The 14688-nt window shown below is 55.4% G+C and carries 12 protein-coding genes; 3 read left to right on the top strand and 9 right to left on the bottom strand.

Annotated elements, in window-relative coordinates; translation table 11 throughout:
* The first annotated feature begins 102 nt into the window (after positions 1–102).
* The 3 genes from K5E19_RS10515 (at position 103) to K5E19_RS10505 (ending at position 3070) form a co-directional block, all read left to right on the top strand.
* Positions 103–1098 carry a peptidase U32 family protein gene (locus K5E19_RS10515; RefSeq protein WP_221551142.1) on the top strand — a complete coding sequence of 332 codons (996 nt, stop codon included), beginning with the start codon at positions 103–105 and terminating at the stop codon, positions 1096–1098.
* A gap of 7 nt (positions 1099–1105) precedes the next feature.
* A complete protein-coding gene (locus K5E19_RS10510) occupies positions 1106–1984 on the top strand; it encodes a U32 family peptidase (RefSeq protein WP_221551141.1) in 879 nt (292 codons plus the stop codon).
* Between the two features lie 78 nt (positions 1985–2062).
* Positions 2063–3070, top strand: coding sequence for a luciferase-like monooxygenase (locus K5E19_RS10505; RefSeq protein WP_221551140.1), 1008 nt, complete (start codon positions 2063–2065; stop codon positions 3068–3070).
* A gap of 89 nt (positions 3071–3159) precedes the next feature.
* Here K5E19_RS10505 and mtr read toward each other — a convergent pair whose 3' ends face one another.
* The 9 genes from mtr to infB form a co-directional block, all read right to left on the bottom strand.
* Positions 3160–4404 (bottom strand): tryptophan permease, encoded by a 1245-nt coding sequence (gene mtr, locus K5E19_RS10500; RefSeq protein ID WP_221551139.1) that lies wholly within the window; start codon positions 4402–4404, stop codon positions 3160–3162.
* Between the two features lie 141 nt (positions 4405–4545).
* The gene (locus K5E19_RS10495) at positions 4546–6438 is read right to left on the bottom strand and encodes a DEAD/DEAH family ATP-dependent RNA helicase (protein ID WP_221551138.1); all 1893 of its coding nucleotides are present in this window, start codon (positions 6436–6438) and stop codon (positions 4546–4548) included.
* Positions 6431–6511 carry a protein YrbN gene (gene yrbN, locus K5E19_RS10490; protein ID WP_097397692.1) on the bottom strand — a complete coding sequence of 27 codons (81 nt, stop codon included), beginning with the start codon at positions 6509–6511 and terminating at the stop codon, positions 6431–6433. Before yrbN ends, K5E19_RS10495 begins: the two co-directional genes overlap by 8 nt.
* A gap of 107 nt (positions 6512–6618) precedes the next feature.
* Positions 6619–7503: a lipoprotein NlpI gene (nlpI, locus tag K5E19_RS10485; RefSeq protein ID WP_003861782.1), complete on the bottom strand. Its 885-nt coding sequence runs from the start codon at positions 7501–7503 to the stop codon at positions 6619–6621.
* A 109-nt stretch (positions 7504–7612) separates the two neighbouring features.
* The gene (pnp, locus tag K5E19_RS10480) at positions 7613–9745 is read right to left on the bottom strand and encodes a polyribonucleotide nucleotidyltransferase (RefSeq protein ID WP_100166516.1); all 2133 of its coding nucleotides are present in this window, start codon (positions 9743–9745) and stop codon (positions 7613–7615) included.
* 242 nt (positions 9746–9987) lie between these two features.
* Complete coding sequence (gene rpsO, locus K5E19_RS10475; protein ID WP_003861789.1) at positions 9988–10257, bottom strand: 30S ribosomal protein S15; 270 nt, start codon at positions 10255–10257, stop codon at positions 9988–9990.
* Positions 10258–10412: 155 nt separating this feature from the next.
* Positions 10413–11363, bottom strand: a complete 951-nt coding sequence (gene truB / locus K5E19_RS10470; RefSeq protein ID WP_221551137.1) for a tRNA pseudouridine(55) synthase TruB — start codon at positions 11361–11363, stop codon at positions 10413–10415.
* A complete protein-coding gene (gene rbfA / locus K5E19_RS10465) occupies positions 11363–11767 on the bottom strand; it encodes a 30S ribosome-binding factor RbfA (RefSeq protein ID WP_010435986.1) in 405 nt (134 codons plus the stop codon). The genes truB and rbfA overlap by 1 nt, the downstream gene beginning before the upstream one ends.
* A 212-nt stretch (positions 11768–11979) precedes the next feature.
* Positions 11980–14667: a translation initiation factor IF-2 gene (gene infB, locus K5E19_RS10460; protein WP_221551136.1), complete on the bottom strand. Its 2688-nt coding sequence runs from the start codon at positions 14665–14667 to the stop codon at positions 11980–11982.
* Between the last annotated feature and the right edge of the window lie 21 nt (positions 14668–14688).

Raw genomic sequence — 14688 nt, 5'->3', positions numbered from 1 at the left:
CATTAGCTGCCTTAAATCAAAAATTGTCGCCTGTGGGTTAATTAAAATCCCAGCTCGTTAACAATTTTGCGATCTCAGCGATCGAGAACTTCAGGATAAATTATGGAGCTGCTCTGCCCTGCCGGAAACCTTCCGGCGCTTAAGGCGGCCATCGAAAATGGGGCCGATGCGGTCTATATCGGGCTAAAGGATGATACCAACGCCCGCCATTTTGCTGGCCTCAACTTTACGGAGAAAAAGCTTCAGGAAGCCGTTAACTTCGTTCATCAGCACCGCCGCAAACTGCACATTGCCATCAACACCTTTGCCCATCCTGATGGCTACGCTCGCTGGCAGCGCGCGGTGGACATGGCGGCACAGCTGGGTGCCGATGCACTGATCCTGGCCGACCTTGCCATGCTTGAGTATGCAGCAGAACGCTATCCGCATATTGAGCGCCACGTCTCCGTTCAGGCATCCGCCACCAACGAAGAAGCCGTGCGTTTTTATCATCAACACTTCGACGTGGCCCGCGTGGTGCTGCCGCGCGTGCTCTCTATTCATCAGGTTAAGCAACTCGCGCGCGTCACGCCAGTGCCGCTGGAAGTTTTTGCCTTTGGCAGCCTGTGCATCATGGCCGAAGGCCGCTGCTATCTCTCCTCTTATTTAACCGGTGAATCGCCGAATACCGTCGGAGCCTGCTCCCCTGCCCGCTTTGTTCGCTGGCAGCAGACCCCTCAGGGGCTGGAGTCTCGCCTGAATGAGGTGCTGATTGACCGCTATCAGGACGGTGAAAACGCCGGTTATCCAACCCTGTGCAAAGGCCGCTACCTGGTCGACGGCGAGCGCTACCACGCGCTTGAGGAGCCTACCAGCCTCAACACGCTGGAGCTGCTGCCGGAACTGCTGGCGGCGAATATTGCCTCGGTGAAAATCGAAGGTCGTCAGCGCAGCCCGGCCTATGTGAGCCAGGTGGCGAAAGTGTGGCGTCAGGCCATCGACCGCTGCATGGCGGACCCGATGAACTACGCTCCGCAGCCGGCCTGGATGGAGACGCTCGGATCGATGTCCGAAGGCACGCAAACGACGCTTGGCGCGTATCACCGTAAATGGCAGTGAGATAACCATGAAATATTCATTAGGACCGGTGCTCTACTACTGGCCAAAAGAGACGCTGGAAGATTTTTACCAACAGGCCGCCACCAGCAGCGCCGATGTGATTTACCTCGGCGAAGCGGTGTGCAGCAAGCGCCGTGCCACCAAAGTGGGTGACTGGCTGGACATGGCGAAAAGCCTTGCCGGCAGCGGCAAGCAGGTGGTGCTCTCGACGCTCGCGCTGGTGCAGGCGTCTTCCGAACTGGGCGAACTGAAGCGCTACGTCGAAAATGGCGAGTTCCTGCTGGAAGCGAGCGATCTCGGCGTGGTGAACATGTGCGCTGAACGCAAGCTGCCGTTTGTCGCGGGACATGCCCTGAACTGCTATAACGCCGTGACCCTGCGCCTGCTGCTCAAACAGGGGATGACGCGCTGGTGCATGCCGGTGGAACTCTCCCGCGACTGGCTGGCTAACCTGCTGAATCAGTGCGACGAGCTGGGTATTCGAAATCAGTTTGAAGTGGAGGTGCTGAGCTACGGGCATCTGCCGCTGGCCTACTCCGCCCGCTGCTTTACCGCGCGCTCGGAAGACCGCCCGAAAGACGAATGCGAAACCTGCTGCATCAAGTACCCGAACGGACGCAGCATGCTGTCGCAGGAGAATCAGCAGGTGTTTGTCCTGAACGGCATTCAGACCATGAGCGGCTATGTCTATAACCTCGGCAACGAGCTGGCGTCGATGGACGGGCTGGTGGATATGGTGCGTTTGTCGCCGCTGGATACCGGCGTGTTCGCGATGCTGGACGCCTTCCGCGCCAACGAAAAGGGTGCCGCGCCGCTGCCGCTGACGGCAAACAGCGACTGCAACGGCTATTGGAAGCGTCTGGCCGGGCTGGAACTTCAGGCGTAAAAAAGGCTCACTTTGTTAACAACGGTTATCATTTTTTAATGCAGTATTAAAGATTCACCGTCGACAAAGTGAGCTGTTATGACTGACAAAACCATTCCGTTTTCGGTGCTGGATCTGGCGCCGATCCCTCAGGGCTCCTCGGCACGAGAAGCCTTTTCGCACTCTCTCGATCTGGCTCAGCTGGCCGAAAAGCGTGGCTATCACCGCTACTGGCTGGCCGAGCACCACAACATGGTGGGCATCGCCAGCGCCGCCACCTCGGTACTCATTGGCTATCTGGCAGCAAATACGACTACCCTGCACCTGGGCTCCGGCGGCGTGATGCTGCCTAACCACGCCCCGCTGGTGATTGCCGAGCAGTTTGGCACCCTGAACACGCTCTATCCGGGACGGATTGATTTGGGTCTTGGTCGTGCGCCCGGTAGCGACCAGCCGACGATGCGCGCCCTGCGTCGCCATATGAGCGGCGATATCGACAACTTCCCGCGCGACGTGGCCGAGTTGGTGGAGTGGTTCGACGCGCGCGATCCGAACCCGCATGTGCGCCCGGTCCCGGGCTACGGTGAGAAGATCCCGGTGTGGCTGTTGGGATCGAGCCTGTATAGCGCACAGCTCGCCGCGCAACTGGGACTACCGTTTGCCTTTGCCTCGCACTTCGCGCCGGATATGCTGCATCAGGCGCTGCATCTTTACCGCACGAACTTCAAACCGTCCGAGCGTCTGGAGAAGCCGTACGCGATGGTCTGTATCAACATCATTGCCGCCGACAGCAATCGCGACGCGGAATTCCTGTTTACCTCCATGCAGCAGGCGTTTGTGAAGCTGCGTCGCGGTGAGACGGGCCAGCTGCCGCCGCCGGTGGAGAATATGCATCAGCTGTGGTCGGCCTCTGAACAGTATGGCGTTCAGCAGGCGCTGAGTATGTCGCTGGTAGGCGATAAAGCGAAAGTGCGCCACGGGCTGGACGCGGTGCTGCGTGAAACGCAGGCGGATGAGATTATGGTCAACGGCCAGATTTTCGATCACCAGGCGCGTTTGCATTCGTTTGAACTGGCGATGCAGGTGAAAGAAGAGTTGGTGGGGTAGTCATTGTTTCGCCCGGTGGCGCTACGCTTACCGGGCCTACGGGATCGCGTAGGCCGGATAAGGCGTAGCCGCCATCCGGCACAAAAGACTCACTGATACACAGGCAGCAGGTTAAAACTCGACAGCACGTGTACCAGGGCATTGCCAGCACCAAACACCAGGATCAGCGCAATCATCGGCTTGCCGCCCCAGACGCGGAATTTCGGGCTGCCGAAGCGTTTACGTGATTTACGTGCCAGCAGCGCCGGCACAATCGCCGCCCAAATGGTTGCCGCCAGCCCTGCATAACCGATGGCGTACAGGAAACCGTTCGGCCACAGCAGACCACCCACGATCGGCGGCAGGAAGGTCAGCAGCGCGGTTTTGAAGCGCCCCATCGCAGAATCATCAAAGCCAAACAGATCCGCCAGGTAGTCAAACAGGCCCAGGGTCACGCCGAGGAAAGAGCTCGCCACCGCAAAGTTAGAGAAGACCACCAGCAGCAGATCCAGGCTGCGGCTGTTCAGCACGCCGCTCAGCGCCTGCACCAGCACGTCGATGTTACCGCCCTTCTGCGCAATGCCGATAAATTCTGGACGTGGGATGTTGCCCATCGTCCCCAGCAGCCAAATCACGTACAGCCCCAGCGCCAGCAGCGTGCCGTAGACCAGACACTTCACAATGGTGCGCGGATCTTTGCCGTAGTACTTCATCAGGCTCGGCACGTTACCGTGATAGCCGAACGACGCCAGACAGAACGGCAGCGTCATCAGCAGGTACGGCGTGTAGGAGGTGTTCACTTCGGCGACGTTAAACAGCGTGGCGGGCGTCACGTGCCCCAGCAGGCTGCCGAAGGTCAGGAAGAAAGTGATGACCTTAGCACCCAGCACAATCGCCGTCATGCGGCTCACCGCCCTGGTACTCATCCAGACGATAAACGCCACGCCCAGCGCAAAGCAGAGCCCCGCCAGACGCGCCGGAACGTTCAGCGACATCTCAGCGAAGGTGTGATGCAGAATCGAGCCGCTCGCCGAAATATACGCGTAGGTCAGGATGTAAAGCACAAACGCGATGGACAGCCCGTTCACCAGGTTCCAGCCTTTGCCCAGCAGATCTTTGGTAATGGTGTCGAAGCTGGAGCCAATGCGGTAGTTCAGGTTCGCCTCAAGGATCATCAGCCCGGAGTGAAGCATGCAGAACCAGGTGAACACCAGCGCCGCCAGCGACCAGAAGAACCACGCACCGGACATAACCACTGGCAGGGAGAACATCCCAGCACCAATGATGGTACCGCCGATGATCACCACGCCGCCGAGCAGCGAGGGTGACGTTTGGGTGGTGGTTAGTGTCGCCATACAGCCATTACTCCAGTCAAAAATGTGGTATGCAGTTTAATGTGCAGCACTGTACCAGTACAAGAGTACAAAGGGAATAAAAAAAGCCCCGATAGCAATTATCGGGGCTGTATATATTACTTTACGTCAGTTGCGTAAGGCTTACGCGTCACCGAAACGACGACGGCTGGTGCCTTCTTCGCGGCGCGGGCCACGGTTTTCACGGCGTTCACCGGAGAAACGACGTGGTTCACCGCGACCTTCGCTACGACCGCCTTCACGACGCTCGCCACCGAAGCTGCGACCACCGCCACGACGCTCACCACCGCGGTCAGAGCGAGGCTGTGCATCACCCATCAGCTGCATGTTCATCGGCTTGTTCAGGATACGGGTGCGAGTAAAGTGCTGCAGTACTTCGCCCGGCATGCCTTTAGGCAGCTCGATAGTAGAGTGAGAGCCGAACAGCTTGATGTTACCGATGTAACGGCTGCTGATGTCGCCTTCGTTAGCGATCGCGCCAACGATGTGACGAACTTCAACACCGTCATCACGGCCCACTTCAATGCGGTACAGTTCCATTTCGCCAGCGTCACGACGCTCACGACGTGGACGGTCTTCACCACCGCGCTCTGGACGGTCACCGCGTGGACCACGGTCATTGCGGTCACCACGACGTTCGAAGCGATCGTCACGATCACGGAATTCACGCTTAGGACGCATCGGCGCATCTGGTGGCACGATCAGGCTACGTTCGCCCTGAGCCATTTTCAGCAGTGCTGCAGCCAGGGTTTCCATGTCCAGCTCTTCGCCTTCAGCGGTAGGCTGAATCTGCGACAGCAGCGCACGGTACTGATCCAGATCGCTGCTTTCCAGCTGCTGCTGTACTTTCGCGGCGAATTTTTCCAGACGGCGTTTGCCCAGCAGATCTGCGTTTGGCAGGTCAGCTTCTGGAATGGTCAGCTTCATGGTGCGTTCAATGTTACGCAGCAGACGACGCTCGCGGTTCTCAACGAACAGCAGCGCACGACCAGCGCGACCCGCACGACCGGTACGACCGATACGGTGAACGTAAGACTCAGAATCCATTGGGATGTCGTAGTTTACAACCAGGCTGATACGCTCAACGTCCAGACCACGTGCTGCCACGTCGGTTGCAATCAGGATATCCAGACGACCGTCTTTCAGGCGCTCCAGAGTCTGCTCACGCAGGGCCTGGTTCATGTCACCGTTCAGCGCTGCGCTGTTGTAGCCGCTACGCTCCAGGGCTTCAGCCACTTCCAGGGTCGCGTTTTTGGTACGAACGAAGATGATCGCCGCATCAAAATCTTCCGCTTCCAGGAAACGTACCAGCGCTTCGTTTTTGCGCATGCCGTACACAGACCAGTAGCTCTGGCTGATGTCCGGGCGAGTGGTTACGCTGGACTGAATACGCACTTCCTGAGGATCTTTCATGAAGCGTTTGGTGATACGACGAATCGCTTCTGGCATGGTGGCAGAGAACAGAGCGGTCTGATGACCTTCCGGGATCTGCGCCATGATGGTTTCGACGTCTTCAATGAAGCCCATACGCAGCATTTCATCTGCTTCATCCAGTACCAGGCCGCTCAGTTTAGAGAGGTCCAGAGTACCGCGCTTCAGGTGATCCAGCAGACGGCCCGGCGTACCGACGACAATCTGTGGGCCCTGGCGCAGAGCGCGTAACTGCACGTCATAACGCTGGCCGCCGTAGAGGGCTACCACGTTTACGCCGCGCATATGTTTAGAGAATTCCGTCATTGCTTCAGCAACCTGAACAGCCAGTTCACGGGTTGGAGCCAGGACGAGGATCTGCGGTGCACGCAGGTCCGGATCAATGTTGTTCAGCAGCGGCAGCGAGAATGCTGCAGTTTTACCGCTACCAGTCTGGGCCATGCCCAGCACGTCACGACCAGAGAGCAGATGTGGGATACATTCTGCCTGGATCGGAGATGGTTTTTCGTAACCCAGATCGTTAAGGGCTTCAAGGATAGGAGCCTTCAGGCCCAGATCTGCAAAAGTGGTTTCGAATTCAGCCATGTAGTACAAGTGCCTCGATATTAATGGCGGCCAGTCTACTTAGCTCATCGTGAAAATGATTAGCAATTTTCATTGAAAAGTGTGAACCGGCTCAAAGTAGGTGTATTGACGAACAACAACGCCCTCACCAGTTAAGGTGATGACAATCAAAAGATTACGGGCTGATGTTTATGTCGTCAGCTATTGCTGGTCCGATTCTGCCAGGTCGTCTTGCTCCTGGCCCAAGAGCGATAATTCCAACAATGCATAACGGTGCTCAACGAAGTTGTGTACGTTGTTAGCAACCGCTAATTTGAACAGTGCCGTAGCGCTGTCCATATCCCCCAGACTTAGGTAGTACTTACCTAAATAGAAGTTGGTTTCACTGAGATGCTCAGCGAGCGAGGTGTTATCCGTTGCGTCCGCCTTGAGGCGTTCCATCAGCGTTGCTTCGCTAATGTTGCCCAGGTAGAACTCGACAATGTTCCATCCCCATTGTTCCTTGTCCGATTTCTCGAAGCGCTGTTTCAGTGCTTCTTTGGCCTGCTTCTCATCGAGCTTCTGCTCAACGATGTAAAGCCACAGGCTGCGGAAAGGATCATTAGGATCGTCTTGATAAAACGCCAGCAGATCATCTTGCGCTAACTTATCACGACCGCCGTAATACAATGCGATACCGCGATTCAAGTGCGCGTAGTTGTAAGTTGGATCAAGCTCAAGTACAGAATCAAACGCTTCATAGGCAGCATCAAAATTGCCTGCCTGCGTTAAGTAAATGCCTAAGTAATTGAATACTTCAGGCATATCAGGTCGGATTGCCAGCGCTTGTGAAAAATCATTCCGCGCTAATGCCCTCAGACCGAGACTATCATACAACACTCCGCGCTCATATAAAAGCTGTGCGCGTTCGTCATCGGTTAAAGCCCGACTGGCAAGAATTTGTTCCATGCGTGCCAGAATCACTTCCTGCTGCAAAGTCGGTTGCAATGGCACTGCGAGGACTTCGCTCTTACGCCAGGCAGAGTTGCTGCATCCTGCCAGCGTTAAAGCTGTCGCAACGAAACACCAGCGCAAAAAAGGCTTCATTTCCCACTCCCGAAGACAACTATTGGATGAACGTCCTGTCCCCCGGCGGCTTAACAAGGCGTCCTGCCTGATAATAAACCCTCCGCCGAAGCGGAGGGCAAATGCTACCTTACTCGCCTTGTTCTGCGGCTGGCGCTTCTGGCGCAGCGGCAGGAGACTGCTCGGTTGCTTCTTTAATGCTCAGACGGATACGGCCTTGACGGTCAACTTCCAGAACCTTAACCGGCACTTCCTGACCCATCTGCAGGTAATCGGTCACTTTCTCAACGCGCTTGTCAGCGATCTGAGAGATGTGAACCAGACCTTCTTTACCGCCACCGATGGCGACGAACGCGCCAAAGTCAACGATACGGGTCACTTTACCTGCGTAGACACGACCCACTTCGATCTCTGCAGTGATCTCTTCGATGCGGCGAATAGCGAATTTCGCTTTTTCGCCGTCGGTTGCTGCGATCTTCACAGTACCGTCATCTTCGATTTCGATCGTGGTGCCAGTCTCTTCGGTCAGCGCACGGATTACGGAACCGCCCTTACCGATAACGTCTTTGATCTTGTCTGGATTGATCTTGATGGTGTGGATACGCGGAGCGAACTGAGAAATGTCGCCGCGTGGCGCGTTAATCGCCTGTTCCATCACGCCCAGGATGTGCAGACGCGCACCTTTAGCCTGGTTCAGAGCAACCTGCATGATCTCTTTGGTGATACCTTCAATTTTGATATCCATCTGCAGCGCAGAGATACCTTCGCGGGAACCCGCGACTTTGAAGTCCATATCGCCCAGGTGGTCTTCGTCGCCCAGGATGTCAGACAGAACAACAAAGTTGTCGCCTTCTTTCACCAGACCCATAGCGATACCCGCCACAGCGGCTTTGATTGGTACGCCTGCATCCATCAGCGCCAGAGAGGCACCGCACACGGAAGCCATGGAAGAAGAACCGTTAGATTCGGTGATTTCAGAAACCACACGAACGGTGTACGGGAATTTGTCAGCTTCTGGCATCACTGCCAGCACGCCGCGCTTCGCCAGACGACCGTGACCAATTTCACGACGCTTCGGCGAACCAACCATACCGGTCTCACCAACGGAGTACGGAGGGAAGTTGTAGTGGAACAGGAAGCTGTCAGTACGCTCGCCCATCAGTTCGTCGATGTTCTGTGCGTCACGTGCGGTACCCAGGGTCGCGGTAACCAGCGCCTGCGTTTCGCCACGGGTGAACAGTGCGGAACCGTGAGTACGTGGCAGTACGCCAGTACGAACGTCCAGACCACGGATCATGTCTTTTTCACGGCCATCGATACGCGGTTCGCCTGCCAGTACGCGGCTGCGAACGGTGTTTTTCTCGATAGCGTGCAGAATTTCGCTCAGCTCGTTAGCGTCCAGGGATTCATCTTCAGCCACCAGCGTCGCGATGGTTTCTGATTTGATGACGTCAACCTGAGCGTAACGCTCTTGTTTGTCGGTGATGCGGTATGCATCGCTCAGGCGTGCGCCTGCCAGTGCAGCAACGCGTGCATTCAGCGCGTCGTTAACTGCTTCTGGCTGCCAGTCCCAACGTGGTTTACCGGCTTCTTTCACCAGGTCGTTGATGTTCTGGATAACGATCTGCTGCTGGTCGTGGCCAAATACCACAGCGCCCAGCATCTGGTCTTCGCTCAGCAGTTCAGCTTCGGATTCAACCATCAGCACAGCGGCTTCAGTACCCGCAACCACCAGGTCCAGCTTACTTTCTTTCAGCTCTTCCTGAGTTGGGTTCAGCACGTACTGGTCGTTGATGTAGCCAACGCGCGCGGCACCGATTGGGCCATTGAATGGAATACCAGACAGTGACAGGGCAGCAGATGCGCCGATCATAGCAACGATGTCCGGGTTAACCTGTGGGTTAACGGAAACAACGGTCGCGATAACCTGTACTTCGTTAACGAAGCCTTCCGGGAACAGCGGACGAACCGGGCGGTCAATCAGACGCGCGATCAGGGTTTCGCCTTCGCTTGGACGGCCTTCACGACGGAAGAAACCACCCGGGATTTTACCGGCAGCGTAGGTACGCTCCTGGTAGTTAACGGTCAGCGGGAAGAAGTCCTGACCTGGTTTAGCTTTTTTCTGGCCAACAACGGTAACGAATACCGCGGTGTCATCCATGCTTACCATAACGGCAGCAGTAGCCTGACGTGCCATCATGCCGGTTTCCAGCGTGACGGTATGTTGACCATACTGGAATTTACGAACGATCGGATTCAGCAAAGTTCTGTCCTTTCTTAAATGTATGACAGCACACCACAGGTGTGCTGACGATTTAACCCGACCTTCTTCGCATCCTCGCGACTAATGACAACCGACACCCCCATGGGTGAAGCCTCTCATTAGCCGCGCGAACCTCTGCAATGAAGATCATTTATAGCAACAATACAATAGTTTCCAGTGAATTGCTGCCGTCTGGTTGAAAAAAGGGGCCATCAGGCCCCCTTTTCTGAAACTCGCAAGACTTAGCGACGCAGACCCAGACGCTCGATCAGCGCGGTGTAACGTGCAACATCTTTACGTTTCAGGTAGTCGAGCAGTTTACGACGCTGAGAAACCATACGCAGCAGACCACGACGGCTGTGGTGATCTTTTTTGTGCTCTGCAAAGTGACCCTGCAGGTGGTTAATCTGTGCAGTCAGCAGTGCAACCTGAACTTCGGTAGAACCGCTGTCGTTAGTACCACGACCAAACTCAGAAACGATTTTAGCTTTAGCTTCAACGCTTAGAGACATTTTCAAACTCCAGAATATAAAGAATGTAAGGATGCCGATCTCTAATTCAGCAATCCCAGTATACGACCAACAAATTGTTAAACAATTTGCAGATCGTTAAGCGGCGATATTCTACTCGTCTCCCCTGCTTATCGCAAGGTGAGGTGTTATCGCCGTCACGCTTCTATCGGATACTCGACGACCAGACGACGCGGCGCAACGCGCCCTTCACCGTCCATTTCGCCCATACCGATGAATTTCCCGTCGTCACCTTCCGTCACGCGTACCAGCCCTTCAAGCGGCGCATCCGCCGTACGAACCGGGTTGCCGTTCTTAAAGTAAACGGACGATGTTAAAGGAAGATTAACGATCGGGAAATCCGCCGCCGGACTGTCCATTGGCATCAGCAAGGGATCCAGCAATTCTGCTGGCGCTATTCCCTGTGCTTCCGCCTGTTCAACCAGCTCGCGAAGATGCTCAAGCGTCACCATGCGTTCGACCGGATACTTGCTGACAGCCAGACGACGCAGGTAAATCACATGCGCCCCGCAGCCCAGCTTTTCACCGAGGTCGTCGATGATGGTACGAATATAGGTGCCTTTCGAACAGTGTACTTCTAGCTCCAGCTCATCGCCTTCATGGCGAATGAACAGCAGTTCATACACGGTAATCGGACGGGCTTCACGCGGAACATCAATGCCCTGGCGCGCATATTCGTAGAGCTTCTTGCCCTGATATTTCAGCGCCGAATACATCGACGGCACCTGCATCGTGTCACCGCGGAAGCTTTCCAGCGCCGCATCAAGCTGCTCTGCGCTGAAGGTCACCGGGCGCTCTTCCACGACCTGGCCATCCGCGTCGGAGGTATCCGTGCGCTGGCCCAGTTTAGCGATAACGCGATAGCGCTTATCGGAATCCAGCAGGTACTGGGAAAACTTTGTCGCCTCTCCCAGGCAGACCGGCAGCATACCGGTCGCCAGCGGATCCAGCGCACCCGTATGGCCCGCACGGTTGGCGTTAAAAATACGCTTCACTTTTTGCAGTACGTCGTTGCTGGATGCGCCCTGCGGTTTATCCAGCAGCAGCACGCCATGCACGTCGCGACCGCGACGACGAGGACGACTCATCAGTCCTCCTTGCTGTCGTCCGCTGGGTTCACACGACGCTCATCGTCATGTTTCACCACGCTGGTCACCAGGTTGGACATACGCATACCTTCTACCAGCGAGTTATCGTAGAAGAAGGTCAGCTCAGGCACGATACGCAGACGCATCGCTTTGCCGAGCAGAGAGCGGATGAAACCAGAGGCTTCCTGCAGCGCTTTAATGCCGTTTTTCACCGCGGCTTCGTCCTGATCGTTCAGGAACGTCACGAATACTTTGGCATAGGCCAAATCGCGGGACATCTCAACGCCAGACACGGTGGTCATCATACCAATACGCGGATCTTTGATTTCGCGTTGCAGAATGAGTGCGATCTCTTTCTGCATTTCCTGCGCTACGCGCTGAGGGCGACCAAATTCTTTCGCCATAATAAATTCTCCAGACAAAAAAGGGGCTAAAAGCCCCTTTTAAAATTATTGCCGGGTGGCGCTTCGCTTACCCGGCCTACGCTAGTTAATCTTCTAAGGATTTTGGGTTGCAACAAGGCGGCAAGCTCGTGAATCCCCGGGAGCATAGATAACTATGTGACCGGGGTGAACGAGCGCAGCCAACGCAGTGGCGGCCCAAAAGCCGACGAAGATTAAGCGATGGTACGCTGAATTTCGATGATCTCGAACACTTCGATCATATCGCCAACGCGAACGTCGTTGTAGTTCTTCACGCCGATACCACATTCCATGCCGTTACGGACTTCGTTAACGTCATCTTTGAAGCGGCGCAGGGATTCCAGCTCGCCTTCGTAGATAACCACGTTGTCACGCAGTACGCGGATTGGGTTGTGACGCTTGATGTTACCTTCGGTAACCATACAGCCCGCGATCGCACCGAATTTCGGTGATTTGAATACGTCACGTACTTCAGCCAGACCGATGATCTGCTGTTTCAGCTCAGGAGACAGCATGCCGCTCATCGCTGCTTTCACTTCGTCGATCAGGTTATAGATGACGGAGTAGTAACGCAGATCCAGGCTTTCAGCTTCAATCACTTTACGCGCAGATGCATCCGCACGAACGTTGAAGCCAACCAGGATAGCGTTGGAGGCAGCAGCCAGGGTTGCGTCGGTTTCGGTGATACCACCTACGCCAGAACCGATAATCTTCACTTTCACTTCGTCGGTAGACAGTTTCAGCAAGGAGTCGGAGATCGCTTCCACAGAACCCTGAACGTCGGCTTTCAGAACAACGTTCACTTCGTGAACTTCGCCCTCGGTCATGTTGGCAAACATGTTCTCGAGTTTAGATTTCTGCTGACGAGCCAGTTTAACTTCGCGGAATTTACCCTGACGATACAGTGCAACTTCACGCGCTTTCTTCTCGTCACGCACAACGGTCACTTCATCACCGGCAGCCGGCACACCGGACAGACCCAGGATTTCCACTGGAATGGATGGACCCGCTTCCAGCACTTCCTGACCCAGTTCGTTACGCATCGCACGAACGCGACCGTATTCGAAACCACACAGAACGATGTCACCTTTGTTCAGCGTACCTTCGCGAACCAGAACGGTTGCAACCGGACCACGACCTTTATCCAGGAAGGATTCGATAACCGCGCCGCTTGCCATACCTTTACGAACCGCTTTCAGCTCCAGAACTTCAGCCTGCAGCAGGATAGCGTTCAGGAGGTCGTCGATACCGGTACCCGCTTTTGCAGATACTGGGATGAACTGCGCTTCACCGCCCCACTCTTCCGGCATAACGCCGTACTGAGACAGTTCGTTCTTCACGCGATCCATATCGGCTTCTGGCTTATCGATTTTGTTGACTGCAACAACCAGAGGTACCTGCGCCGCTTTTGCGTGCTGGATAGCTTCAATGGTCTGTGGCATCACGCCATCGTCTGCCGCAACAACCAGTACAACGATATCCGTTGCCTGAGCACCACGAGCACGCATTGAGGTAAACGCTGCGTGGCCTGGGGTATCCAGGAAGGTGATCATGCCGTTTTCGGTTTCTACGTGGTAAGCACCGATGTGCTGGGTAATGCCACCCGCTTCGCCGGATGCCACTTTAGTAGAGCGAATGTAGTCAAGCAGAGAGGTTTTACCGTGGTCAACGTGACCCATGATGGTCACAACAGGTGCACGCGGTTCAGCCGCTGCGCCAGTGTCACGGTCGCTCATTACTGCTTCTTCCAGCTCGTTTTCACGACGCAGGATAACTTTGTGGCCCATCTCTTCAGCAACCAGCTGTGCGGTTTCCTGGTCGATGACCTGGTTGATGGTCGCCATTGCGCCCAGCTTCATCATCGCTTTGATGACCTGAGAGCCTTTAACGGCCATCTTGTTCGCCAGATCGCCAACGGTGATGGTTTCACCAATCACAACGTCACGGTTAACGGCCTGAGCTGGCTTCTGGAAGCCCTGCTGCAGCGCGGAACCTTTACGCTTGCCGCCTTTACCACCGCGAACGGCTGCACGTGCTTCTTCACGGTCAGCTTTAGATTCAGCGTGTTTGTTACCTTTTTTCGCTGGACGCGCGGCTTTGGTGCTGCGGCCACGGCCACGGCCGCCTTCAACTTCACGATCGTTGTCGTCTTCAGCCTGACGCGCGTGCTGAGAAGTGGTCACATGATAGTCGCTGGTGTCTTCAGTCGTTTCAGCGGTATTCACGCCATTCTTCTCGTTTTCTTCTGCCATACGGCGCGCTTCTTCAGCAACACGGCGAGCTTCTTCTTCCAGCTTACGGCGGGCTTCTTCTTCCGCTTTACGCTTCAGCTCGGCAGCTTCATTTTCACGGCGGGCTTTTTCAGCCTGGGCGGTTTTGGTCATTTCGTCTGTCTGTTGATTGCTCACTTTGTCTTTTTCCGCAGCGTCACGCTTCACTTTATCACTTGCGTCGCGTTTCGCTTTTTCTGCGGCCTCACGTTCAGCTTTTAATTCTGCTTCACGTTTGGCGGTTGCTTCCGCCGCACGCTGAGCTTGTTCTTCCGCTTCACGCTGTGCCTGCTCTTCCGCAGCAAGGCGTTCTGCCTCTTGCGGATCACGTTTTACAAAGGTGCGCGTCTTGCGGACTTCAATTTGTACCGATTTGCTTTTGCCACCGGTACCAGGGATGTTTAACGTGCTACGCGTTTTGCGCTGCAGCGTTAACTTGTCAGGCGTAGAGCCGTGTTCACGGTTCAGGTGCGTTAACAAGGTTTGTTTTTCTTGCGCGGTCACCGAGTCATCAGCGGACTTCGGGATCCCTGCATCAGCAAATTGCTGTACCAGGCGGTCCACGGAGGTCTGAATCTCAGCAGCCAGCGATTTTACAGTTACATCAGTCATGCTGTTCCTTCCTGCTACAGT

This window comes from Enterobacter sp. RIT637, from assembly GCF_019718755.1.
In the GTDB taxonomy this organism is placed as follows: Bacteria; Pseudomonadota; Gammaproteobacteria; order Enterobacterales; family Enterobacteriaceae; genus Enterobacter.
This window is presented reverse-complemented; position numbering and strand designations above follow the sequence as displayed.